Source organism: Williamsia sp. R60, assembly GCF_054063855.1.
In genome coordinates this window covers 868,216-891,848 of record NZ_JBSSGR010000001.1, presented here as the reverse complement: position 1 = coordinate 891,848, position 23,633 = coordinate 868,216, and the positions used below count along the sequence as shown (strand labels likewise).

Below are 23,633 nucleotides of genomic sequence, written 5' to 3'. Positions count from 1 at the left end.
CAATGGAGCGCTGTCGAAAGGAGACTGTCATGGGAAAACGTGGACGTAAGAAGCGGGCCCGCAAGAAGAACGCGGCCAACCACGGTAAGCGCCCCAACGCCTGAGCGTTGGGCGCTTCATCGAAGAGTGCCCGAAACAACAATCGATCCACTTATCCGAGGACGATCCGCTTGCACAGCGGACTGTCTTCAGATAAGTGGATCGTTTGCTTGGGGGCTCGTGTGTGGCGGAACTACCCGCGGGTCTCGCGGACGATGACTGTCTTGCGGATCTCCAGGGTCAGGCGTTCGCGCAGGCCTTCTGGCGCCTGATCCCCACCGCATTTGCGGCTCACCAGACTCTTGAGCTGCTTCTCGATCCCGTAGTGCTCGAGGCATGGCGCGCACGAATCGATGTGCGTCTGCAGCCGCGCCCGCGCGTTCTGGTCGCACTCGTTGTCGAGCAGCAGCCAGACATCGGCGATCACCGCCGAACAGTCGAGCCGGTCGTTTTCGTCGATGGCCTCGTCGGCACGCGCGTCGTGTCCCACTCCATCGCCTGCATTCCCGGTACTCATCCGGCAACCTCCTGTTCGTGACCCTTGCGGCCACCGGCCGATCGGCCGCCAGTTCCTCTGTTGAATCCTCGCTCGCGAGCGACGTCGCCGAGCAGGTCGCGCAATTGCTTACGGCCCCGGTGCAATCGCGACATCACGGTCCCGATCGGGGTGTCCATGATCTCGGCGATCTCCTTGTAGGGCAGGCCTTCGACGTCCGCGTAGTACACGGCCATCCGGAAGTCCTCGGGCAACTCCTGCAGAGCTGCCTTGATGTCGTCGTCCGGGAGGGCGTCGAGCGCCTCGATCTCGGCCGACCGCAGACCGGCCGACGTGTGCTCGGCGGTGGCCGCCAGCTGCCAGTCGGTGATCTCGTCGGTCGGATACTGCGCGGGCTGTCGCTGCTTCTTGCGATAGCCGTTGATGTACGTGTTGGTGAGAATCCGGTACAGCCAGGCCTTCAGGTTGGTCCCCGCGCGGAACGACTTGAACGCGGTGAACGCCTTCACATACGTCTCCTGCACCAGATCTTCGGCATCGGCCGGATTACGGGTCATCCGCAGCGCGGCCCCGTACATCTGATCGAGCAACGGCAGAGCGTCGCGCTCGAATCGCGCGTACTGCTCTTCCGGGGTCTCTGGGTGCTCTTCCGGTGTTTCGGCTTCGGTCACGACAATCCCTTCGAGACCTGCGGGAAAATCAGGTCTGTCGAGCAAGCCTACCGACCCGGTATCTGCTGAGTTGCTGTGCACACCACACCTCCTTCGCAGTAAAGAACACCATCACCGCGCACCTTGTTCCGGAAGACGTCAGGTTTCGCCCACCCTGGGCTTTATCACTGGATCTCGGGGCACTCTCGTCACGGCAACGGGGTGGCCGGACCGAACACCCATCTCGGGCAGGACAATGGATCCCCATGGCAGCGACTTCGGCATTGCTGGCCCTGCAGACCGCAGGCATCGACCACCGCGTTCACACATATTCGGCGAGTTCGGACGGGGCCTGGGGTCCTGAGGCCGTCTCGTTCATGACCGACGCGGTGGGCGCCGAACCCGACCAGATATTCAAGACGCTGGTGTTCGATGTGGCCGGCACGCTGGCCGTGGCGGTCATCCCCGTTCCCACGCGGCTCTCGCTCAAGGCCGCCGCTGCCGCCTTGGGGCTGGGCGGCAAAGCAGCGATGGCCGAGCCGAAGGACGTCATGCGGGTCACCGGCTACGTCCTGGGCGGGGTGTCACCGATCGGTCAGCGCAGGCCGCTGCCCACCGTCGTCGACGAGACTGCCGAGCTGTGGCCCGTGGTGTTCTGCAGTGGGGGCAAACGCGGCCTCGAGATCGAGCTGTCCCCCGCCGACCTGATCGCCGTCACCGACGCCGTCGTCGCAGACATCACTTCCTGAAGGCGCCGGGATTGCCGAAGCGCTAGGAACCGTGCTGCGCGGACCCTCAGAGCGGCTGGATCAGATCCGCGCGATTGTTGCGGACGTTGTTCACGTCGGTGGACACCCGGTACGGCACCAGATGCGGCTCGGGCAGGGCTGCCAGCAGGTCTCGGGCCACATCGACCTTGCCGCTCGAGCAATCCAGCCAGTCGTCGCGCATGTCCGGGGTCACAATGACCGGCGTGCGGTCGTGGATGTGGCCCAGCGCATCCGCCGCGGGACGGGTGATCACCGTGGTGGTCCACAACCAGCGGTCCGGATCATCCTTGGCCTTGCCCGGGTCGGGCCACAGTTCGTAAAGGCCCGCGAAACCGAGGATGGGGGTGTCGGGGTCGTGCATGAAGAACGGCAGCTTCTTGCCGTCCTCCCCCTTGGTCCACTCGAAGAAGCCGGCCGCCGGCAAGATGCAGCGGCGTTTCGCGGCGGCCCGTTTGAACGAGGGCTTCTCGGTCAGCGTCTCCGATCGCGCGTTGATCATCCGATTGCCGATGGACGGGTCCTTGGCCCAACTCGGCACCAGTCCCCAGCGAAGTGCCCGCAACTGCCTTTGTACGGCCGGGTCGCCTTCGCTGGCATGGATCGACTCCGATTGTCGGAGGGACTGATCGGACTCGGACCGTTCGGCCCGTTCGAGAACGGTCGGGACCGTCGTCGTCGGAGCCACGTTGTAGGACGGAGTGTCAAGTTTGGCCGCGTCCTCGGCGGCCAGAGCAGCGTCGAATGCGGCAACCAGATCTGATGTACTCGCCGTCGTGGCGTATCGCCCACACATGCGGTCCATTATCCCCCCGCGCGAGCGCCGACCGCGGCACTGACGCATGTTCCGGCACACAAGAACACCAGCGCCCCCTCGACAGGTCGAGAGGGCGCCGGTTCGGTCGGTATCAGGCGTTGGCTGCGTCCTGGACGATGGCGATCTGCTTGTTGAGGAGGTCCACCACTGCCGCCTCGTCGGCGCTGCCCCAACTGCCGGCGTCCTCTCCGATGAGCGTCACGTCGACGCTCACGGTGACGCCGTCGACGTAGGCCCCGGTTGACCGGATGGTCAGCGGCAAGGTGTCGGCACCCACGGTTGCGGTGCCGGTGCTCACGACGGTCTTCGCCGGGACGGTGGTGCCCTGGGGGTCTTCGAGCGAGTTCTCCATCTCGGCGACCAACTGCGAACCGTCCGGGAGGTCGTCGCGCATGGTCATCGCAGGACAGGACGCGATGTCGTTCTCCAGTTCCTCGAAGGAACCGTCCTGGCCGAGGATCACCTGGGTTTCGATGGTGCTGCCGTCTTCGAGGTCGTACTTGACCTTCGCCCGGTCGAATTGCTTGCTGGCGTCGGTCTCATCGGCGATGTTCGCGCAGCCCGTCGGCGTGACCTCGGGATCGGACTCGTTATCGGCTTCGATCGCGGCTTTGTCCATGACCACATACGTGCCGCCGCCAGGGAACTCCGACTCGGGGAGCATCAGGTCTTCGGCACGGGCGTCGAGTTCGGCGGCCGTGGGCTCCGAACTCGAAGACGTTTGCGCGCTCGCGGACGGATCCGCACTGTCCGACGAGTCGTCGGAGCACGCCGAGAGGGTCAAAACGGCTGCGGCACATAGTGCGACGAGCGCGGCGGGGCGAGTTGGGCGAAGGTTCATGGAAAGAACATAGCGGGCAAACGGCCACAAATTCCCGTCTTGTCAGCTATTCGGCAGACCACCCTCGCCCGACGGCGCCCCGAGGCCGCCTCAGACCATCGGACCTGCTGCGAAGGCATGAAAGACTGTCTGGGTGAATGCATGGAACGCCCCCCACGCTCCCGCGCCCGTCGACGCCGTTGTCAGCCTCCCCGGCAGCAAGTCAATCACCAACCGGGCACTGGTGCTGGCGGCGCAGGCCGACGGTCCATCGACACTGACCGGCACACTCCGCAGCCGTGACAGCGACCTGATGCTCGATGCGCTGGCCGAGCTCGGCGTCGGGGTCGATATCGATCCCGACGATCCCGCCACCGTCACCATCACCCCCGCGCCCATGCACAGCGGAAAGGTCGATTGTGGGCTGGCCGGCACGGTCATGCGTTTTGTTCCGCCGCTGGCTGCCCAGGCGGACGGCGTCGTGGAGTTCGACGGTGACGAACAGGCCCGCAGCCGGCCGCTGCACACCATCCTCGGGGCACTCCGCGACATCGGTGTCCAGGTCGCGGGCGACTCCCTCCCGTTCACCATCACCGGGACCGGTTCGGTCCGCGGGGGCGAGGTGACCATCGACGCGTCGGCCTCATCGCAGTTCGTCTCGGGCCTGCTGCTCAGTGCGGCCCGCTTCGACAACGGACTCACGATCCTCCACGTCGGTGACCCCGTCCCGTCGACCCCCCACATCACGATGACGATCGACATGCTGACCACAGCCGGTGTCGCGGCGGACGTCTCGACCGCGAACCGTTGGCAGGTGGCGCCAGGCGTGGTCCGCGCCGTCGATTGGCAGATCGAGCCCGACCTGTCGAACGCCGCGGCCTTCCTTGCCGCCGCTGCAGCCACCGGCGGCACGATCTCGGTTCCCCGGTGGCCGGTGACGACCACCCAGCCAGGGGCGGTGATCGTCCAGATCCTCGAGGCGATGGGGTGCCGCAGCCAGAACGAGGAGGGCGTTCTCTCGATCACCGGACCCACTGCGCTGCAAGGAATCTCGTGGGACATGAGCGCCGTCGGCGAACTGACCCCGACCGTCGCCGCACTGTGCGCACTCGCGGAAGGACCCTCGACACTCTCCGGAATCGCCCATCTGAGGGGCCACGAGACCGACCGCCTCGCGGCGTTGACCGCCGAGATCAACCGGCTGGGTGGGCGGTGCAGCGAAACCCCGGACGGTCTTGTCATCGAGCCCAGAACCCTGCACGGCGGGACCTGGCGTGCGTACGCCGATCATCGGATGGCCACTGCAGGCGCTCTTGTCGGTCTGGTCACCGAGGGCGTCTCGGTCGACGACATCGGCACCACCGCCAAGACACTCCCCGACTTCCCGGCGATGTGGGCGAGGATGATCAACGCTTGAGTAAGCGGCAGTACGACGAGACCGATGTCCGGGTACGCCCGGGCCGGGGCACTCGGCCACGCACCAAAACCCGTCCGACACACGAGGATGCCGAGACGGCCATGGTGGTCTCCGTCGATCGCGGACGGTGGGGATGCGTACTCGCCGACGACCCCGACACCAGAGTTGTCTGCATGCGCGCCCGCGAACTCGGCCGTACCCCCATCGTGGTCGGTGACGACGTCTCGGTGGTGGGCGACCTCTCCGGTAAAGCGGACACCCTGGCGCGCATCGTCCGGGTGGCGCCGCGACGAACTGTGTTGCGGCGCACGGCTGATGACACAGACCCGTACGAGCGCATCGTGGTGGCCAACGCCGAGCAACTGCTGATCGTCACCGCCCTCGCCGACCCACCGCCACGCACCGGATTCGTCGAACGAGCCTTGGCCGCAGCCTATGTCGGCGGCCTCACTCCGATACTGTGCCTGACCAAAGGGGACCTGGCCGACCCCGAATCCTTCCGGGCGGCGTTCGCCGACCTCGACCTGCCGGTTCTGATCGCCGGGCGGGACGATCCCATCGAACCCGCGCAGGAACTGTTGCAGGGCAAGCTGACCGCCTTGATCGGGCACAGCGGCGTCGGCAAATCCACGCTCGTGAACAGACTCGTTCCCGACGCCTACCGTGCAACCGCGGTGGTGTCAGGCGTGGGCAAGGGCCGGCACACCTCGACACAGTCGGTGGTGCTGCCGTTGCCCGGCGGCGGATGGGTGGTCGACACGCCCGGCATCCGCTCGTTCGGGCTCGCCCACATCGGCCCGGAGGACGTCATCAAGGCCTTCGACGACCTGGCCGTCGCCATCGAGGCCTGCCCCCGTGGTTGCACACACCTCGGTCCGCCCGCGGACCCCGAATGCGCTCTGGACGCGCTCGAGGGCCAGCACCATCGTCGCGCCATGGCCGTGCGCGAACTACTGGCCGCGCTGAGCGTGGCCAACCACTGGGACTAGGCGCGCAACTGCTGTGCGCGGACCTTGCGCCGTGAACGCGCCTCGGCAAGAGCGGTTTTGAGGCCCTCCCGCTTGTCGGCGGCGAGCCGTCGGCCACTCACCGCAGCGGCGCCACGCAGACCCGCGAACTTCTTCTCCGAGGCGGTTTCCGGCGCATCGTCGGCGGTGTCGACGAGCAGACCGTCGGGCAGCGCGAGCTTGCAGATGGTCCGGAATGTCAACCAGTACTGGTTCGGCAACGACCCCGTGGTGTACGGCAGGTCGTATTTCTCGCACAGCTCGCGGATCCGGACACCGATCTCGGCGTAGCGATTCGACGGCAGATCAGGAAAGAGGTGGTGTTCGATCTGGTAGCAGAGGTTGCCGCTCATGAACGCCATCGCCGGGCCGGCATTGAAGTTGGCGGTGCCGAGCATCTGCCGCAGATACCACTGGCCGTGCGTCTCGTCGATCAGCGTTTCCTCGTTGAACTTCTCGGCGCCATCAGGGAAGTGACCACAGAAGATGACGAGGTACGCCCAGAAGTTACGAACCAGGTTGGCCGTCAGATTGGCGGAGAGGGTACGACGAGCAGCCTTGCCCGAGAGCAGCGGGAAGATCACATAGTCCTTGGCCAGCTGCTTGGCGACCTTCTTCGAGAAGTCCTTGATCTGCGGGACCGCAATCTCTTTCGGCTTGTTTCCCGCCAGGTACTCCCGGATCTCCAAGTCGTGCAGACCGATTCCCCACTCGAAGGTGGCAGCGAGGAACAAGTTGATGAACGGTTGGGGCAGGTGCTTCCACTGCCACGGTTCGTCGCGCGTCACCCGCAGCACCCGGTAGCCCACGTCGTGATCCATGCCGACCACATTCGTGTACTTGTGATGGATGTAGTTGTGCGAGTGCTTCCAGTGGGTCGAAGCGCACACCATGTCCCACTCCCACGACGTGGAGTGCACCTCCGGGTCGTTCATCCAATCCCATTGGCCGTGCATGACATTGTGGCCGAGTTCCATGTTTTCGATGATCTTGGCGACCGAGAGCATGGCCGTTCCGCCGAGCCACAGCAGCCGGTTGCGGCTTCCCAGCAGTGTCAGCCGACCGCCGACCTCCAGGAATCGCTGTGCGGCGATGGTGCGCCGCAGATACTTGGCATCGCGCTCGCCGCGGTCGGATTCGATCTCGCGTCGCAGTGCATCGAGCTCGTTGCCGAGGGCCTCGACGTCGGCTTCGGTCAGATGCGCATACGCGTTGATGTCATTGATTGCCATCGCGCCTTGTAACTCCTTGTCGGCGTTGTCCACCGGATGAAGCCGGCGTGGACTGGTGGTGTTCCACCATTGTCCACGCCGGGGTTGTCGGGGGCGACCCGGTACGTTCAGGCAGCCCTGACGCCGTCGGTCTGAGTGCGTTTACGGATGGAGATCACCGGTGAACGGCGACCGCGAAGACTGTTGATCGCACTGCGCAATCCACGGCGGCGGCCTGTGGCCGGGTCGATCTCGGCGACGAGTCGCTGCTCGGGATGCGACTTGAAGCGTCGTTCGGACGCCGTTTCAGGTGCGTCGTCGGTGGTCGCCTTGAGGTACTTGTTCGGTAGCGACAGTTTGGCGATGGTGCGCCAGGACTTCGCATACTGCACCAGGAACGGGCCCGTGGTGTACGGCAGGTCGTACTTCTCGCACAGTTCGCGAACCCGCACGGAGATCTCCGCGAGCCGGTTGCTCGGCAGATCGGGGAACAGGTGGTGCTCGATCTGGTAGCAGAGATTGCCGCTCATGAAGGCAAGGGGCTTGCCCGCATGGAAGTTGGCGCTGCCCAGCATCTGCCGCAAGTACCACTGCGCCTGGGTCTCGTTCTCCATGTCCTGCTTGGTGAACTTCTCGGCTCCATCAGGGAAGTGACCGCAGAAGATCACTGCGTTGGTCCAGATGTTGCGGATGGTGTTGCCTGCGAGCGTGGCGGTCATCGCCCGTCCCCAGCTCGTCCACGAGCGATTGGTCGCGCCGGCCAGCGCCGGGTAGACGACGTAGTCCTTGCCGATCTGCCGGCCCACCTTGATGCCGACGTCCTTGAGGTCCTTCTTGAACTCGTCGGGGTTGGGGTGTTTGCCCGCGGCGACCCGGCCGAGTTCGAGGTGCTGGACGGCGACGCCGTACTGGAAGAACAGCATGAGGAGCGTGTTGTAGGCCAGGTTGCCCAGGTTGAACGGCTTCCACCGCTGATCCCGGGTCACACGGATCAATCCGTAGCCCACGTCGTCGTCCATCCCCAGCACGTTTGTGTACTTGTGGTGGATGAAGTTGTGCGTGTGCTTCCAGTGGGCGGATGGACCTGTGTTGTCCCATTCCCAGCTGGTCGAATGCACTTCCGGGTCGTTCATCCAGTCCCATTGACCGTGCATCACGTTGTGGCCGAGTTCCATGTTCTCGACGATCTTGGAGACGCCCAGGGCGCCGGCACCGAGTGCCCACAGCTTGCGGTCGCGGGCGCCGAACAGCAGCGCGCGGCCCGTCAGCTCCATGCCGCGCTGGAAACGAATGGTGTTGCGAAGGTACTTGGCATCCTTCTCGCCGCGGACGGATTCGATGTCGCGGCGGATCGCGTCGAGTTCCGCGCCGAGCGCTTCGACATCGGCGTCGGTCAGGTGGGCGTACTCGGGGATGTCAGCAATTGCCATCTGAATCAAACCTCTCTTCTCGAGGATTGGGGGGAGGCCGAACCGGATCGAGAGAGCAACCTACGGGAACGTAACTTACGCAATCGTAGGTTCCGATTCCGAGGCTGTCCAGTGCGGTGAGACTCAGGTCACGCAGGGGCGAATACCCAGAACGCGGCGATCGCGGGCTATAGTTGACGGGTACTCCGCGCCATATGCGCGGAACCGTCGTGGAACTGCTTCCTCGCACCGTCGCACCCGAAGAGATTCGATGCGCATCATGTGCGAGTTGATCAACCCCACCGAGCTTTCACACGGCGATCGTTACTGCCCACCGAATGGTGGCCGAGGTATTCGGCCCTGATCAGCGGCAGTCGCGCCAACCAGCGGTGAATCGAGCTCGGAGCACCGCGTAACACGGAAAACGTGATTTTTTGATGACTTCTGTATCCAGTCCTGCCTCAACCACTTTCGCCGACCTCGGCGTTCCCCCGCGCCTGGTCAAGGTGCTCACCGCCGGCGGCATCACCGCCCCGTTCCCCATCCAGGCCGACACGCTGCCCGACAGTCTCGCCGGTCGCGACGTACTCGGTCGCGGAAAGACCGGTAGTGGCAAGACCCTCGCTTTCGCCATTCCGCTGGTGGCCCGGCTCGCCGAGGGCACCTCGGCCGGTGCCGGCCGACCGCGTGGTCTGATCCTCGCCCCCACCCGCGAGCTCGCTACGCAGATCACCGCAGTGGTGCAGCCCATGGCCGCAGCTCTCGGACTGACCGTGACCACCATTTTCGGTGGCGTGCCCCAGGGCCGTCAGGCCTCCGCTCTGCGCGCCGGTGTCGACATCGTCGTGGCCTGCCCGGGCCGCCTCGAAGACCTCATGCGCCAGCGTCTAGTGCGTCTGGACCGCGTCGAGATCTCTATCCTCGACGAGGCCGATCACATGGCCGACCTGGGCTTCCTCCCCGGCGTCACCCGCATCTTGACCGCGACGCCCGAAGGCGGACAGCGTCTGCTGTTCTCGGCCACGCTCGACAACGGTGTCGACAAACTGGTCAAGCGTTTCCTGAACCAGCCGGTCATGCACTCGGTCGACGAGGCCACCTCGCACGTCTCCGCGATGACCCACCACATCTTCGAGGTCTCCGGACAGGACTCCAAGAAGGGCGTCGTCTTCGCACTCGCCTCAGGACGTGGTCGCCGGATCCTGTTCATGCGCACCAAGCATCAGGCCCGCAAGCTCGCCAAGCAGCTGACCGACGCCGGCATCCCCAGCGTCGACCTTCACGGCAACCTGTCGCAGGGCGCCCGCGACCGCAACCTTCTCGCCTTCTCCAGCGGAAAGGCCCGTGTGCTCGTCGCCACCGACGTCGCGGCACGTGGCGTGCACGTGGACGACGTCGAATTGGTTGTGCACGTGGATCCGCCCACCGAACACAAGGCATACCTTCACCGTTCGGGCCGCACCGCTCGCGCGGGCAGTGCCGGCGACGTGGTGACCCTGACCCTTCCCGAACAGCGTCGCGACATGTCGCAACTGCTGCGCAAGGCCGCGATCAAGGCCACCCCGATCCGGGTGACCGCCGACTCCGAGCAGCTCAAGACACTGGTCGGCGAACCGGCCGACCTAGTTGCCCCGCCTGCCGTGAGCAACGTCCCGAACCGGACCGCCAAGGCGCCGGGCAGCCGCTCGGCCGGTTCGCGTCGTCCTCGCCCCACCGCCAACGGCTCCGCGCCGTATGAGGGTCGTGGCCGGGGACAGAGCGCACGATCCGAAGGTGGCCGCGCCGAGAACGGCCGTACCCGCGGCCACACCGGCCAGGGCGGCAGCCGTCGCAGCAGCACCTCCAGCCGGACCGGCTCCGCACGCTAGAGCCCCGCTACACGTCCCGACCCCCGATGATGTGCCCTTCTGGCGAACAAACCTCCAGGTGAGTTCCGCCAGAACAGCACATCATCGGGGGTCGGTGTGCGTTCTACGGGTCAGACCTCGAGGGTGCAATCCCCTGCCGCGACACTGACGCAGGTCTGAACTCGTTCGCCCTCTACGTGTTCGGCGCCGCTGCGCAGATCTCGCACGCAGCCTTTCTCGAGCATCACCACACAGCTCTGGCAGATACCCATCCGGCAGCCGAACGGCATCTGCACACCGACATCCTCGCCGGCCGTCATCAGTGTGGTGGCACCGTCCACGGTCGCCGTCTTGCCGGTACGAGAAAAGGTCACCGTGCCGCCCTCGGCACCGACCTCGCCACGCTCCAACGCGAACCGCTCGATGTGCAGGTGGTCCCGCAGCCCCGCCTGGGTCCACTTGTGGGTCAGCGAATCCAGTAGTGCGGCCGGGCCACAGGCCCAGGTCTGGCGAGACGCCCAATCCGGACACAGAGCGTCGAGACGCTCGATGTCCACCTTGCCCTCGCTGCGGGTGAACTGGATGTGGGCGTCGAGCAGCCCGCCCGCCTGCATCGCTTCGAGTTCCGCGCCGAACATCAGGTCATCCGCCGTGGGCACCGAATGGATCAGTCGCACATCGGTGTGCTGGTGGCGCGACTCCATCGTGCGCAGCATCGACATGATCGGGGTGATGCCGCTACCGGCAGTTACGAACAGCAGCTTCTCGGGCAGGTCGGCGGGAAGGACGAACTCACCCTGAGGCGGCGCGAGCCGGACCACGGTGCCCGGTGCCAGGCCCCGAACCAGGTGCCCGGAGAGGAAACCCTCGGCCATCGCCTTGACGGTGATGGTGACCACCCGGCTACGGGCACCTCCCGAGGTCTGCGGCACCGACGTCAGAGAATACGAACGCCAGGTCCAGCGCCCCTCGACGAGCACCCCGATCCCCATGTACTGGCCCGGAAGGTAATTGAACGAAAAACCCCACCCCGGTTTGATGACGATGGTGGCCGAGTCCGGCGTCTCCGGCCGGACCTCCACGATCTTGCCGCGCAGCTCACGCGCCGACCACAGCGGATTCGCGAGGTGCAGATAGTCGTCCGGCAACAACGGGGTGGTGATCCTTGCCGCCACCGCCCGCACGGTGTTAGCCGCCCGGTTGCTGCTGGCGATGCCCCGCACCGGTGCCTCGAAACGTTCTCGCCAACCCATCTGAAGTGCCTCCATTCAACTGCCGCCGTCAATTCTCGGGCGCAAACTTACGCAACCGTAGGTTACGCGTCGAACGGGCGCACAGGGAGGTCGGCGCCGGCGCGCCTAGAGCAGCTCCAGCAGGAACGGAAGCTCCTGCGTTGCATACCAACCCAGGTCGAAATCCTCGACGTCGCCGATCGCCAGCTCGGAGTCCTCGTCGCCGAGGTCGGCCGAGTCCACCAGCCCGACAGCTCGGACCACCTTGTCCTCGGCATCACCACCGTCGATGAGAACCGACGCGATCGCCGAGCGGTCCACCACCGGGGGGACCTTGACCACCGCGACGTCGAGGTCGGGCCGCAGCTTCACCTCGTCGACGTCCGCCGCGATCACCACACGCCGGGAAGGTAGCTGGGCCTGTCCGTCCTCGTCGGACCGATCGTCGTCCTCCGCCGCCAGCAACCGCAGCGACGCCCTGGCCGCTTCACGGATGGCCGCTTCGGCGAGTTCCTCGTCGTCACCGTCGTGGTACGCCTCTCGGAGCGCCGGGGTCAGCGCGAAGGCCGTACCGCCGACCGGCCAGAACTCACCGGACTGGTTGAGCTCGAACAGCATCGACAGTGTGGCGGGCAGATAGATTCTCATGTGACCTTTCTCGAGGGACCGGCACGGGCTCAGCGCGCGCCGGAAAGCAATTCGTCGAACGAGTCGGTGAGGTACTCCGCCATCGCGCCCAGGTCCCACATCACACCGCGATCGGCATTGAGGCCGAAGTAGATCCGGCCGTTGTACGAGGTCAGGCCGACGGCCAGCGCGCGGTTGCGCACCAGGACGGGAACCGGATAGATCGCGAGGATCTCGTTGCCACCAAGATACTGCGCCGCCCTCGGACCCCGGGCGATCGTGATGGGCAGATTGAACGACCGACGCGACAGCGAGGCTGTCGCGCGCGCGCTCATCGCATGGAAGGTCGCCGGCCCGATCTCGGGTATCCAGGGTTCCACGCCCACCGATCCCCGCCGGCCCGACTGCGAGTGCCGTTCGGCCAGCTGCGCGACCTGCGAGAGGCGCACAGCCGGATTGGCTTCTCCCACAGGGAGATCGGTGACAAACCCGTGTAGACCGCCTGCCATCCATTCGGCCGACGTGGCCATGCCACGGGCCTCGATGTCGGCGTCGGACTCCGCCGCGTCGTTGTCGACCGGGTACGCCGAGAGAGGGACCATCGCGCGGATCGTCTCGACCTGGTCGACCGCTTGCTCGCGGGAGAGCAGCCACCGCCGGATGGCCCCCGCGATGGCAGCGAGGATCACGTCGTTGGGTTGGCAGCTGTACCGCTCGGCGATGTCGACGCAGTCCTCGACCGCGAACGAGGCGACCGTGAAACGACGGGTGGGCGCCGTCGCGCCGTTGAGTGGACTCGCGGGCGCGGTGCTGGCCGCCATCTTCATCACCGTCTCCACCCTGCGGGCCGTCGCCGTGACGGCCTGGCCCAACCAGGTCACCTGGTTGGTGGCGGCTCGCACCTGGTCGACCATCTCCCAGGGCCGGGTGATGACGTCGGTGATCGCCCCGACCACCAGCTCGCTGTTGCTCGGCTCCCGGTCGGGAAGCCAGAGGTCTTCGGGCATCTGGGCGGGTTCGCGGGTGTCGTCGACGATGACCTGATTGATCTCGAGCGCTTCGTGCCCGTCGACCAGCGCCCGGTGGGTCTTGGTGAGGATGGCCACCCGGTCGTCTGCGAGGCCCTCCACGAGGTACATCTCCCAGAGCGGCCTACTGCGCTCGAGCGGTCGCGACATCAGGCGCGCCACGAGATCGTGCAGCTGGTCGTCGGCACCGGGGCTCGGCAGTGCCGATCGCCGCACGTGATAGGTGATGTCGAAGTCGCGGTCGTCGACCCATACCGGCCGCGCCAACCCCAGCGTCACCTCGCGGATCTTCTGCCGATATCGGGGTACCAGTTGCAGACGGCACTCGACCGTCGTCAGCAGACTCGCGTAGTCCAGTCCCCCAGGTCGACGTTCCAGGATCAGAAGCGATCCGACCTGCGTGGTGGTGCCGCGCTCATCGAGGTAGTAGTACATCGAGTCCTGGGGCGACAGCCGATTCACAGTTCGATGCTAGCCGTCGGTGGCCGAACGGGCCCACCTGTCCGCCACGCCGGCGTTGCGGCGTCGCGGCAGGCGAGCGCATGGTTGCCGATCATCCGACGGTCACAGCGGTCAGGAGACAGCGCTGCGTTCGGCGGCGTGCTCCCCCCGGTTCGGCTGCGCGCATCACCACCCAGCGGCGCTCCACACGAGCGCCCATCGCGAACACTCTGTCGCCCCGTCCGTAGACGACGGTGATCTCGGCGACGTCCGGCCGGATGCTCTGTGTATGCAGGCGCAGCAACGCCGCAGGCGGGCCACCCCGGTCGGTTCCAGAGGACAGCAGCGTGCGGAACTGGTCGGCGATATGCGGAATTGCCACTGCCGACAACTGCGTCACGGGACGGCGACGATTCATCACCTCAAGCACGAGTTTGATTGCCCCAATGGCGAATTGCCGGATCTCGAGGTCCACACCGTCGGGCACCACGGGTACCGGAGATCGACGGAGCGGAGCCGGCCGGCCGAGTGTGATCACCCGCGGCTGACTCGGATCCACCGGTTCCGGTTCGTATCGAGGTGCAGCGGTCACCCGCAGAAGTGCGCGATCCACGACCTCCGCGGCGGACGAATGGGACTCCCCCATCGGCCGGGAACATGCGAACGGACCCTCGTGTGCGGGTGAGCTCGAATCTGAGGTCGGGGCGAGCTCCGTGGCCGTCCCGAGCGTTGTTGTTGTCATGGTCCCCCCGGACCCATCGGCACATGACCGGCACTGGTGGCCGGCCCGGTAAACCGGGGAACCCGGATACCAGCAGTACGACGTGCCCTGCGGTATCCGGGTTCCTTTGTCCGGAGAGGTGACGCTGACGGCGACCTCAGATCGCCGTTTGTGTCACCGCTTCTTGCGCGATTTGGCCGGCTTGGGCCCACCTGTCTTGGTGCCTGCGCGTGCGGCAGCGCGCCGCTCCTTGCGCGTGCCGGACGCCTGGCCGTTCGACGAACCGGTCTGGCGGACTGCGGTGCCACCGGTCTCCGACGGACCGCTGTACGTCAGTGCGGCATCGTCCGAGTCGTCGATCCCCTTGGCGCGCAGGGCTGCCGGAGCAGGCTTACGCGCCGGGGCCGGCTGTCCGGTCGGCAAGGGGGCCGGCGCGGTGGGGGCAGCAGGCGCGGCGGGAGCAGCTGGTGCAACCGCGGCAGCCGGTTGCGCAGGTGTCGCCTCGACAGCCACGTTGAACAGGAAGCCGATCGACTCCTCTTTGAGGCCTTCGAGCATGCCGGTGAACATGTCGTAACCCTCGCGCTGGTACTCGACCACGGGATCACGCTGCGCCATCGAGCGCAGGTGGATACCTTCGCGCAGGTAGTCCATCTCGTAGAGGTGGTCACGCCACTTGCGGTCGAGGACACTGAGCAGGATGGTCCGCTCAAGCTGACGCATCGCGTTCTCGCCGGCGATCGACTCGATCTCCTTCTCACGCTTCTCGTACGCAGCATGCGCGTCGGCGATCAGCATGTCGCGAAGTTCCTGCGCGCTGATCTCCTTGCGCTCGCCGAACTCATTCTCCTCGACCAGTTCCTTGTAGTCGATCTCGATCGGGTACAGCGTCTTGATGGCGGTCCAGAGCTGCTCGAAGTCCCAGTCCTCGACGTACCCCTCGGCCGTGGCGGCATCGACGTAGGCACCGACGACGTCGTCGATCATGCGCTGGACCTGCTCGCGGTGGTCTTCGCCCTCGAGGATGGTGCGACGCTCGGCGTAGATCACCTTGCGCTGCTGGTTCATCACCTCGTCGTACTTGAGGACGTTCTTACGCACCTCGAAGTTCTGCTGCTCGACCTGGGTCTGTGCGCTGCGGATGGCCTTGGTGACCATCTTGGCCTCGATGGGCACGTCGTCCGGCAGGTTGACCCGGTTCATGATCGCCTCGAGGGCTGCGCCGTTGAATCGGCGCATCAGCTCGTCACCGAGCGACAGGTAGAAACGGGATTCGCCGGGATCTCCCTGGCGGCCCGAACGACCACGGAGCTGGTCGTCGATACGGCGGGACTCGTGTCGCTCGGTACCCAGTACGTAGAGCCCGCCGGCCTGCCGGACCTTCTCCGCGTCGTCGGCGACCTCGCTCTTGACGAGCTCGATCATCTCGTCCCACGCGGCCTCGTACTCCTCGGGAGTGTCCACCGGATCCAGCCCCGCCTTGCGCAGGCGGATGTCGGCCAGAATGTCGGGGTTGCCGCCGAGCACGACGTCGGTGCCGCGGCCGGCCATGTTGGTGGCCACGGTGACCGCACCGCTGCGACCGGCCTCGGCGATGATCTGGGCTTCCTGCTCATGGAACTTGGCGTTGAGCACGTTGTGCGGGACGCCACGCTTCTTGAGCTGCCGGGCGAGGTACTCGGACCGCTCGACGCTGGTGGTACCGATCAGGACCGGCTGACCCTTCTGGTGACGCTCGAGGATGTCGTCGACCACCGCATCGAACTTGGCCTCCTCGGTCTTGTAGATCAGGTCCGTCTGATCCACGCGCACCATCGGCTTGTTCGTCGGGATGGGCAGCACACCGAGTTTGTAGATCTGGTCGAGCTCGGCGGCCTCGGTCTGCGCCGTACCCGTCATGCCCGACAACTTGTCGTACATGCGGAAGTAGTTCTGCAGCGTGATCGTGGCCAGGGTCTGGTTCTCGGCCTTGATCTCCACCCGCTCTTTGGCCTCGATCGCCTGGTGCAGACCTTCGTTGAAACGCCGGCCCTCGAGCACACGGCCGGTGAACTCGTCGACGATCAGGACCTCACCGTTGCGGACGATGTAGTCCTTGTCACGCTCGAAGAGCTCTTTGACCTTGAGCGCATTGTTCAAGTAGCTCACCAGCGGCGAGTTGGCCGCCTCGTACAGGTTGTCGATGCCTAACTGGTCCTCGACGAACTCGACACCCTCCTCGTGCACACCGATGGTGCGCTTACGGATGTCGACCTCGTAGTGCACGTCCTTCTTGAGCAGCGGCGCAATGCGGGCGAACTCGGCGTACCACTTGCTCGACGAGTCGGCGGGACCGGAGATGATCAGCGGCGTCCTGGCCTCGTCGATGAGGATCGAGTCGACCTCGTCGACGATGGCAAACGGATGCCCGCGCTGCACCAGGTCGTTCAGCGAGTGCGCCATGTTGTCGCGGAGATAGTCGAAACCGAACTCGTTGTTCGTTCCGTAGGTGATGTCGGCGTTGTAGGCCTCGCGGCGCTGATCAGACGTCATCCCGGTCAGGATGACGGCCGTCTCGAGCCCGAGGAAGCGGTGCACACGGCCCATCCACTCGGAGTCACGTTTGGCGAGGTAGTCGTTGACGGTCACCACGTGCACGCCGTCGCCGGCCAACGCATTGAGATAGGCGGGCAGCACACAGGTGAGGGTCTTGCCCTCACCGGTCTTCATCTCGGCGATGTTGCCGAAATGCAGGGCGGCGCCGCCCATGATCTGAACGTGGAAGTGTTTCTGCGAGAGCACCCGCCAGGCGGCCTCCCGGGCGACCGCGAACGCCTCCGGCAAGAGATCGTCGAGCGCCTCGCCACCGGCGTAGCGCTCCTTGAACTCGTCGGTCTTGGCCCGCAGCTGCTCGTCGGTCAGCGCCTCGGTCTCGTTGTCGAGCGTCTCCACATGCGAAGCGATGGCATCCAGGCGTTTGACCATCCGGCCTTCGCCGACGCGCAGCAGCTTGTTGAGCACTGGTTTTATCCTCGATCCAATTGACTACACACGAAATCCGACCTGCAGATTCGGAGCAGGTCGGATTCCATGGTAGCCACGGTCAGCGCCATCGCGGTCACGCGAGGCAGATCAGGTGCCTCTCGACGGTCAGGACAGACGGATCAATCCGTAATCGAACGCATGGCGCCGGTACACAACCGTGGGTTTGTCGGTTTCCTTGTCATGGAACAAAAAGAAGTCGTGACCGACCAGTTCCATCTCGTAGAGCGCGTCATCCACGGTCATCGGAACCGCGTCGTGTTCCTTGATCCGGACGATCTGACCGGGGCCCGCGGCCTCGGGACTGTGGTCGGCCCATCGGTCGTCTTCCACCTCGCCGGCCGGTGCGGCCGTATTGCCGTTCAGGAGCGGATCAGCGGCGGCGGTCGCTTCGGCAACGGAGATCGGGGTGCGCAGACCGTGGTGGACCTTGCGCCGGTCCTTGGTGCGACGCAGACGGGATTGCAGCTTGGTGAGTGCCGCGTCCAGGGCGGCGTAGAAGTTGTCGGCGCAGGCCTCGCCTCGAACCACGGGGCCCTTGCCGCGTGCGGTGATCTCGAGTCGTTGACAGATCTTCGACTGACGGCGGTTGCGTTCGTGGTGCAGTTCCACATCGAAGCGGAAGATCGTGGGATCGAAACGTTCCACCCGGGAGAGTTTGTCCATCACATGGACGCGGAAGTGGTCGGGGATCTCGACGTTGCGGCCACTGACCTGGACTTCGGCATCAGGTCGCGACGGCGCGTCAGAGGATTCGGTTCGTATGTATATGCCGGGATCAAACGGGTCGTGCGCGGCGGATTCGGGGGCACCTGCGGCTTCGGGGTCGACACTCGCTTGCTTGTCGACGCTGGATTCGGAAACGGCATTCCTGCCGACACTTGTCGTCACTTGCGATACCTCCTGGATCGGTGAACAGGACTTCCGGTACCGCGGCCGCAAGCGACCTGGTACCGGTCTGAATGTTCGGCATCACCTCCCCCCGTCGCCACCGTCGGTGGCCTTGGGTCTGGCAATCAGATCGCACCCCTGACGTTAGTCCGCCCGGCAGGTGTTCGCCACAGTTTCGTCAACAGGTGTTCACCTCCGACGGCGCGCCGCCCGACTTCAAGACCCCTACCACTGCGCCACGAAACATGTTCGGCGACAACGGATGAACGCACGAAAAACCCCGTCACACTGCTGCGATCACGAGCACCAGGTGTACACCGATTCCTGCTCGATCAAGAACCCTGATCGATTCGGCCGCCGTCGCTCCGGTGGTCACCACGTCATCTACCAAGACGACAGCGGTGTCGCCGGCCCTCGCGGTCGCGACCTCCCGGCGGTCACGCCCGCCGATGCCTATCGCGCCGGCCAGGTTCGCGCTGCGGGCAGACGCCGACAGTCCGGCCGAATCCCGGGCCCACGGCGACGTCGTCAGGACCGGGAGGACCACCACCGCCGACCCCAGGTGCGCCGCGGCGGACCGACAGACCGCGGTCACGGGATCGCCACCGCGCCGACGTGCCGAGAGCTTCCTCGTCGGAGCCGGGATGAGGACCAGGCTCGTGGCCATCGGCAACTCTGACCAACCATCGAGGATCCGGAGTGCGTCGGCGAGCGCCCGTCCCAGCGGCGCGGCGAGATCGACGCGGCCGTGTTCCTTGAGTTCGAGGATCGCCCGGCGGCGCGGCCCGGTGTAGGGACCAACGGCATAGACCGGCACCGGGAGTGGCACGCGGGTCTGCACAGCCGTGGGTGCGTCGGCGAGAAGGAGTGCGCACTGCGCACACCAGTTCAGGCCGGGTCGTCCACAGCCGCCACACAGTCGCGGCACCACCAGGTCGGCGAGGGCATCGACCACACGTCTGACCATGCCGCCATCATCGCGGCGACAGCCACTCTCACAACGGCCGCGCCACTGTGTCCGCTGTGGTTGTCCACAGCCCGATGGTTGTCCACCGCAGGGCTCAGTGAGGCAGGACGGGGATTGCGCCCGACCCCATCGTCGGGGTGACCTCACTCCAGTACTGGTCGGGTTCATCGTTGGTGCTCCCGAGCCTGAGCACTCCGCGACTGTCCGCGGCATAGATGGTCGATTGGCCGGCCACCACCGCGGTCACCGGCGGACTGAGGTTGCCGCTCGGCAGCGCCCCGGGTGGCGTGCCGTCGATCCGCAACTGCACCACAGGTCCGTCGGAAGCATTCCTCGCGATCACGAGCATCTCGCTGCTCAACCAGTCGAGCGACACCGCACCCGAGATGTTGAGCGCCGCGGCGCCCTGCGCGTTCGTGAGCACCGGCCTGCCGTCGGCCCGGTCCTCGATGACGGCGAGCACCACTTGACCGTTCACGATCATCGCGGCCCTGGCACCGTCCTGCGACACCTGCAGTTCGGTGATCGGCCCCTGGGCCACCGCCCTGATGGCCGACGAGTCGACCTCCGTCTCGGTGATCTGTCCACCACCGGCACCCTGGGTCACCTGCGTGACCCGGGTTTCGTCGACAACTGCCCACATCGTCTGGTCGTCGCCGGCGAACGACGGCCGGGTGATCATCTCGCCCTCGAGCACCGGGGTGACGGCGGCGCCGTAGTCCCCGACCGCGAGCGCCAGGCGCGGCGCCGGACCCGGCGCAGTATTCTGCGACACCACCGCCACCCGCCTGCCGTTGGCCGAGATGTCGGCTGACAACAGACTGCGCGTCGAACCGAGCGCCCCGGGCACCGGTGTGACCGCATTGTCGGCCACCAGCGACAACGATCCGCCGCGGATGATGTGCAGTCCCATCGGTGAGTCCGGTGCCGGGCTGGGATCGAGCGACTCCACATCGCTGGTCTGCCATCCGCCCGAGTGTCGTTCGTCGAGCGGTGCGCCGTCGGCGTCGATCACGTACGGCCCGGTGATGTCGGACTCGCTGAGCGTCCAGATGATCTGCGCCGCAAGCCGATTACGTTCGGCGTCGCCCACACCGTTGAGCCCGGCGAGATCAAGTCGGATCCCGCCCGTCGGCAGCGACTCGATCGAGCCATGCAGCGACGACCGGGCAGGGAATTCGTTGGTGACGGCGCCTCGTAGGTCGTCGACCGGTCCGGCGATCAAGAGACCGATGAGCTGGTCGGCGAGCTGATCGCCGCCGGAGTACATCCACCGGGGATCGGCCACCAGGTGCTGGTCGTCGGTGCTCGGGTAGTAGAGCACGTGCGGCCGGTACGACGACTCGAACTGTTCGCGGTCCATCACCACCCCGACCGGGAGCGGACCGTCGATGCGCCACTGCCCGTCCACCTTGCGAAGCGACAACCGGGTCTCGATCCGTCCCGAGCTCGGGATCAGTTGGCCGCTCGGCTGTAGTTCACCCGTGTTCTCGCCGTTCACCCGCACCGTGATGGTGTCGTCGGTGCGGTTGTCACTGAGCACGTTGATCTCGTCGAGCAGCAGTGCCCCGCCCTGGTCGTCCCAGGAGTTCGACGCCTCCTGCGTGAGGAACTGACGTGCCGCGAGATGGCCCGATCCCGGCTGCACCGACGCCTTGAGGAAGTCGCGGACCAAGGCCTCGGGGTCCATGTCCGGGCGCGGGGTGGGGACGTTGCGGGTGGGCTGATGCCGTTCGAGCGACCCCAGCGGCTGCGGACTGGAGTTGTTCGGGATCGACACACACGACGACAGCAGGGCCGCCGCAGCGATGATCACCGCCAGTACGATCCCGGTCCGCAGGGTCCTCGATCGCTCATACATGGGTCTGCCCCGAATCCCGGCTGCGTCGCATCGACGGCGGCTTGAGCGGCAGCGGACTGCCGAGCACCTTGTGTCCACGGACCAGCGGAAGCGTGAGCCTGAAACAGGCGCCCTGCCCCGGCTCTCCCCAGGCCTCGAGCCGGCCCTGGTGCAGTCGCGCATCTTCGACGCTGATGGCCAACCCGAGGCCGGTGCCACCCGACCTCCGGAACCGCGAGGGGTCAGACCGCCAGAATCGGTTGAACACCAACTTCTCTTCACCGGGTCGCAGACCGATCCCCTGGTCTCGCACCGTCACGGCGACTGCATCACCGTCGCTGCGCATCGTCAGCGTCACCGGTCGCTGTTCGCCGTGGTCGATGGCGTTGGCCAACAGATTTCGCAGAATACGTTCCACTCGTCGTGGGTCGATCTCCGCGATCACGGGTTCGTCGGGGAGATCGAGGATCAGTTCGGTGTCCGTCTCGTCGGCAAGATGCTGCACCGTCCTCACCGCGGCATCGATCGGAATCGACATGTTCAGCCTGTCGGCGGCGAGTTCCGCCACACCGGCGTCGTGGCGGGAGATCTCGAGCAACTCACTGAGCAGGGTCTCGAATCGATCGAGCTCTTTGTCCAGCAGTTCCACCGACCGCTTGAGGACCGGCTCGAGCTGTTCGCGACTCTCGTAGAGCACGTCGGCGGCCATCCGCACGGTGGTCAAAGGGGTGCGCAGTTCGTGGGAGACATCCGAGGTGAACTGACGCTGCAGACCGCCGAACTCTTCGAGGTGGGTGATCTGCTTCGACAGGCTCTCGGCCATGTCGTTGAACGACATTGCCAACCTGGCCATGTCGTCCTCGCCGCGCACCGGCATGCGTTCTTTGAGGCGTCCGTCCGCAAACCTCACCGCGATCCTCGACGCCGATCGGACCGGGATCACCACCTGCCGCGACACCAGGATCGCGATGGCCGCGAGGAGCCCGAGCAGAACGATTCCACCGGTGAAGATCGTGCCCCGCACCAGCGAGACGGTGTTCTCCTCATTGGTGAGGGGGAAGACCAGATACAGCTCGAGGCCGGGGATGTCGGAGTTCGTGGGGCTGCCGATGATCAGCGCGGGACTCTGGTGCCCACTAGACCCCGTCACCGACGAGTATCGGTAGGCGATCTGGCCGCCCTGCACCATCTGGCGCAGGTTCTCCGGGATCTCCCCCACCGGCCCAACGCCTGTCGGTTCGGTGGGCCCGGAGCCTGGTGCGAGCAACACCGTGTCGAAGGTACCCACCACACCCGATGAATCGCCCGAGTCGACATCGCGGTCGGTGAGGATCGATCGGGTCTGACGCAGCCGGTTGACCAGTGAGGTGTTCGGATCGGCGCCGGAGAGGTCGCGTTCCACGGCGACCCGGGTGCGGTCGAGTTCTTCGGTGGCGGCCTGCAACTTGAGGTCGAGCAGCCGATCGGTGATCTGACTGGTCAGGACAAAGGCCAGGATGAGGAGGACCACAAAAGACAGAGCGAGCGTGGACACGACAACACGCAGCTGCAGCGAACGCCGCCACAGCTGTCCGACGATCCTTCCGACCGCGCCCACCCGACGCATCCAGGGCCCGAATGAACCATTGATGCGGCGCCGAGGGCGTCCGATCACGGTGGTCCGGCCTTGTAGCCGACCCCCCTCACCGTGAGAACCACTTCTGGGTTTTCCGGATCGTGTTCGACCTTGGCCCGCAGGCGCTGAACGTGCACGTTGACCAGCCTAGTGTCGGCCGGGTGCCGGTAGCCCCACACCTGTTCGAGCAGCACGTCCCGGGTGAACACCTGACGGGGTTTGCGAGCGAGCGCCACCAGAAGATCGAACTCCAGCGGGGTCAGCGAGATGGGCACGCCCTCACGCGTCACCTTGTGCGCGGGAACGTCGATCTCGACCGGGCCGATCGACAGCAATTCGGCCGGTTCGTCTTCCGTACGACGTAGGCGGGCACGCACCCGCGCGACCAGTTCCTTGGGTTTGAACGGCTTGATCATGTAGTCGTCGGCGCCGGATTCGAGCCCGAGGACCACGTCGACGGTGTCCGACTTGGCGGTCAGCATCACGATCGGGACTCCCGAGTCCGCCCGGAGCACCCGGCACACGTCGATCCCGTTCATCCCAGGCAACATCAGGTCCAGCAGCACCAGATCCGGCCGGATCTCGCGGACCGCCGTCAGCGCCTGAGTGCCGTCGCCGACCACGAAGGGCTCAAAACCCTCTCCGCGCAGCACGATGGTGAGCATCTCCGCCAATGCCGCATCATCATCGACAACCAGAATCCTGGGTTTCATCGTCTCATCGTGTCACCGAATGGCCCTTATTTGTGGTTGACGCGCCGACCGGCCCAT

21 protein-coding genes are annotated in these 23,633 nt (G+C 65.8%); 5 read left to right on the top strand and 16 right to left on the bottom strand.

The features are described from left to right. The first annotated feature begins 29 nt into the window (after positions 1–29). Positions 30–104: a 50S ribosomal protein bL37 gene (locus ACVWY6_RS03835; RefSeq protein ID WP_369758845.1), complete on the top strand. Its 75-nt coding sequence runs from the start codon at positions 30–32 to the stop codon at positions 102–104. A gap of 128 nt (positions 105–232) precedes the next feature. Here the strand turns inward: ACVWY6_RS03835 and rsrA are convergent, their stop codons facing one another. Beyond that, complete coding sequence (rsrA, locus tag ACVWY6_RS03830) at positions 233–556, bottom strand: mycothiol system anti-sigma-R factor (protein WP_023955878.1); 324 nt, start codon at positions 554–556, stop codon at positions 233–235. Further along, a complete protein-coding gene (locus tag ACVWY6_RS03825) occupies positions 553–1,212 on the bottom strand; it encodes a sigma-70 family RNA polymerase sigma factor (RefSeq protein WP_165842425.1) in 660 nt (219 codons plus the stop codon). The genes rsrA and ACVWY6_RS03825 overlap by 4 nt, the downstream gene beginning before the upstream one ends. A gap of 239 nt (positions 1,213–1,451) precedes the next feature. Between ACVWY6_RS03825 and ACVWY6_RS03820 the strand changes: the two genes are divergently transcribed. After that, positions 1,452–1,934: an aminoacyl-tRNA deacylase gene (locus ACVWY6_RS03820; protein ID WP_457536246.1), complete on the top strand. Its 483-nt coding sequence runs from the start codon at positions 1,452–1,454 to the stop codon at positions 1,932–1,934. 46 nt (positions 1,935–1,980) lie between these two features. Here the strand turns inward: ACVWY6_RS03820 and ACVWY6_RS03815 are convergent, their stop codons facing one another. Then, positions 1,981–2,748 (bottom strand): SOS response-associated peptidase, encoded by a 768-nt coding sequence (locus ACVWY6_RS03815; protein WP_457536244.1) that lies wholly within the window; start codon positions 2,746–2,748, stop codon positions 1,981–1,983. 112 nt (positions 2,749–2,860) lie between these two features. Next, the gene (locus tag ACVWY6_RS03810) at positions 2,861–3,610 is read right to left on the bottom strand and encodes a hypothetical protein (protein ID WP_400728328.1); all 750 of its coding nucleotides are present in this window, start codon (positions 3,608–3,610) and stop codon (positions 2,861–2,863) included. A gap of 133 nt (positions 3,611–3,743) precedes the next feature. Between ACVWY6_RS03810 and aroA the strand changes: the two genes are divergently transcribed. Both aroA and rsgA read left to right on the top strand, forming a co-directional pair. After that, positions 3,744–5,006, top strand: coding sequence for a 3-phosphoshikimate 1-carboxyvinyltransferase (gene aroA, locus ACVWY6_RS03805; protein WP_457536243.1), 1,263 nt, complete (start codon positions 3,744–3,746; stop codon positions 5,004–5,006). Further along, positions 5,003–5,995 carry a ribosome small subunit-dependent GTPase A gene (gene rsgA, locus ACVWY6_RS03800; protein ID WP_023955884.1) on the top strand — a complete coding sequence of 331 codons (993 nt, stop codon included), beginning with the start codon at positions 5,003–5,005 and terminating at the stop codon, positions 5,993–5,995. The genes aroA and rsgA overlap by 4 nt, the downstream gene beginning before the upstream one ends. On the opposite strand, the gene ACVWY6_RS03795 is transcribed toward rsgA, so the two are convergent. Both ACVWY6_RS03795 and ACVWY6_RS03790 read right to left on the bottom strand, forming a co-directional pair. After that, complete coding sequence (locus tag ACVWY6_RS03795) at positions 5,992–7,245, bottom strand: fatty acid desaturase family protein (RefSeq protein ID WP_457536240.1); 1,254 nt, start codon at positions 7,243–7,245, stop codon at positions 5,992–5,994. The two genes, rsgA and ACVWY6_RS03795, sit on opposite strands and share 4 nt — an antisense overlap. A gap of 107 nt (positions 7,246–7,352) precedes the next feature. Further along, positions 7,353–8,654: a fatty acid desaturase family protein gene (locus tag ACVWY6_RS03790; protein WP_023955886.1), complete on the bottom strand. Its 1,302-nt coding sequence runs from the start codon at positions 8,652–8,654 to the stop codon at positions 7,353–7,355. 416 nt (positions 8,655–9,070) lie between these two features. On the opposite strand from ACVWY6_RS03790, the gene ACVWY6_RS03785 reads away from it, so the two are divergent. Continuing rightward, positions 9,071–10,501 (top strand): DEAD/DEAH box helicase, encoded by a 1,431-nt coding sequence (locus ACVWY6_RS03785; RefSeq protein ID WP_023955887.1) that lies wholly within the window; start codon positions 9,071–9,073, stop codon positions 10,499–10,501. A 110-nt stretch (positions 10,502–10,611) separates the two neighbouring features. Here ACVWY6_RS03785 and ACVWY6_RS03780 read toward each other — a convergent pair whose 3' ends face one another. The 10 genes from ACVWY6_RS03780 to mtrA form a co-directional block, all read right to left on the bottom strand. Continuing rightward, entirely contained in the window at positions 10,612–11,733 is a 1,122-nt protein-coding gene (locus tag ACVWY6_RS03780; protein ID WP_457536875.1) for a ferredoxin reductase, read from the bottom strand. Positions 11,734–11,838: 105 nt separating this feature from the next. Further along, positions 11,839–12,360, bottom strand: a complete 522-nt coding sequence (locus tag ACVWY6_RS03775) for a DUF6912 family protein (protein WP_457536238.1) — start codon at positions 12,358–12,360, stop codon at positions 11,839–11,841. A 29-nt stretch (positions 12,361–12,389) separates the two neighbouring features. Next, a complete protein-coding gene (locus ACVWY6_RS03770) occupies positions 12,390–13,829 on the bottom strand; it encodes a WS/DGAT/MGAT family O-acyltransferase (RefSeq protein ID WP_023955889.1) in 1,440 nt (479 codons plus the stop codon). Between the two features lie 91 nt (positions 13,830–13,920). Next, entirely contained in the window at positions 13,921–14,550 is a 630-nt protein-coding gene (locus tag ACVWY6_RS03765) for an Rv3235 family protein (RefSeq protein WP_457536236.1), read from the bottom strand. Between the two features lie 153 nt (positions 14,551–14,703). Then, positions 14,704–17,529 carry a preprotein translocase subunit SecA gene (gene secA, locus ACVWY6_RS03760; RefSeq protein ID WP_457536234.1) on the bottom strand — a complete coding sequence of 942 codons (2,826 nt, stop codon included), beginning with the start codon at positions 17,527–17,529 and terminating at the stop codon, positions 14,704–14,706. Between the two features lie 129 nt (positions 17,530–17,658). Further along, on the bottom strand, positions 17,659–18,441 hold the full coding sequence (gene hpf / locus ACVWY6_RS03755; protein WP_457536232.1) for a ribosome hibernation-promoting factor, HPF/YfiA family: 783 nt from the start codon (positions 18,439–18,441) through the stop codon (positions 17,659–17,661). Positions 18,442–18,724: 283 nt separating this feature from the next. Then, positions 18,725–19,408 carry a ComF family protein gene (locus ACVWY6_RS03750; protein ID WP_457536231.1) on the bottom strand — a complete coding sequence of 228 codons (684 nt, stop codon included), beginning with the start codon at positions 19,406–19,408 and terminating at the stop codon, positions 18,725–18,727. Positions 19,409–19,502: 94 nt separating this feature from the next. Beyond that, complete coding sequence (lpqB, locus tag ACVWY6_RS03745; protein WP_030164586.1) at positions 19,503–21,269, bottom strand: MtrAB system accessory lipoprotein LpqB; 1,767 nt, start codon at positions 21,267–21,269, stop codon at positions 19,503–19,505. Further along, the gene (mtrB, locus tag ACVWY6_RS03740; protein WP_023955896.1) at positions 21,262–22,902 is read right to left on the bottom strand and encodes an MtrAB system histidine kinase MtrB; all 1,641 of its coding nucleotides are present in this window, start codon (positions 22,900–22,902) and stop codon (positions 21,262–21,264) included. Before mtrB ends, lpqB begins: the two co-directional genes overlap by 8 nt. Beyond that, entirely contained in the window at positions 22,899–23,576 is a 678-nt protein-coding gene (mtrA, locus tag ACVWY6_RS03735; protein ID WP_023955897.1) for an MtrAB system response regulator MtrA, read from the bottom strand. Before mtrA ends, mtrB begins: the two co-directional genes overlap by 4 nt. Between the last annotated feature and the right edge of the window lie 57 nt (positions 23,577–23,633).

What these genes read in the sequence shown, in the direction of transcription:
- rsrA (WP_023955878.1), bottom strand. Translation starts at nt 556, where the DNA reads ATGAGTACCGGGAATGCAGGCGATGGAGTGGGACACGACGCGCGTGCC.
- ACVWY6_RS03820 (WP_457536246.1), top strand. Translation starts at nt 1,452, where the DNA reads ATGGCAGCGACTTCGGCATTGCTGGCCCTGCAGACCGCAGGCATCGAC.
- ACVWY6_RS03815 (WP_457536244.1), bottom strand. Translation starts at nt 2,748, where the DNA reads ATGTGTGGGCGATACGCCACGACGGCGAGTACATCAGATCTGGTTGCC.
- ACVWY6_RS03810 (WP_400728328.1), bottom strand. Translation starts at nt 3,610, where the DNA reads ATGAACCTTCGCCCAACTCGCCCCGCCGCGCTCGTCGCACTATGTGCC.
- ACVWY6_RS03795 (WP_457536240.1), bottom strand. Translation starts at nt 7,245, where the DNA reads ATGGCAATCAATGACATCAACGCGTATGCGCATCTGACCGAAGCCGAC.
- ACVWY6_RS03790 (WP_023955886.1), bottom strand. Translation starts at nt 8,654, where the DNA reads ATGGCAATTGCTGACATCCCCGAGTACGCCCACCTGACCGACGCCGAT.
- ACVWY6_RS03785 (WP_023955887.1), top strand. Translation starts at nt 9,071, where the DNA reads ATGACTTCTGTATCCAGTCCTGCCTCAACCACTTTCGCCGACCTCGGC.
- ACVWY6_RS03780 (WP_457536875.1), bottom strand. Translation starts at nt 11,733, where the DNA reads ATGGGTTGGCGAGAACGTTTCGAGGCACCGGTGCGGGGCATCGCCAGC.
- ACVWY6_RS03775 (WP_457536238.1), bottom strand. Translation starts at nt 12,360, where the DNA reads ATGAGAATCTATCTGCCCGCCACACTGTCGATGCTGTTCGAGCTCAAC.
- ACVWY6_RS03765 (WP_457536236.1), bottom strand. Translation starts at nt 14,550, where the DNA reads ATGACAACAACAACGCTCGGGACGGCCACGGAGCTCGCCCCGACCTCA.
- ACVWY6_RS03750 (WP_457536231.1), bottom strand. Translation starts at nt 19,408, where the DNA reads ATGGTCAGACGTGTGGTCGATGCCCTCGCCGACCTGGTGGTGCCGCGA.
- lpqB (WP_030164586.1), bottom strand. Translation starts at nt 21,269, where the DNA reads ATGTATGAGCGATCGAGGACCCTGCGGACCGGGATCGTACTGGCGGTG.
- mtrA (WP_023955897.1), bottom strand. Translation starts at nt 23,576, where the DNA reads ATGAAACCCAGGATTCTGGTTGTCGATGATGATGCGGCATTGGCGGAG.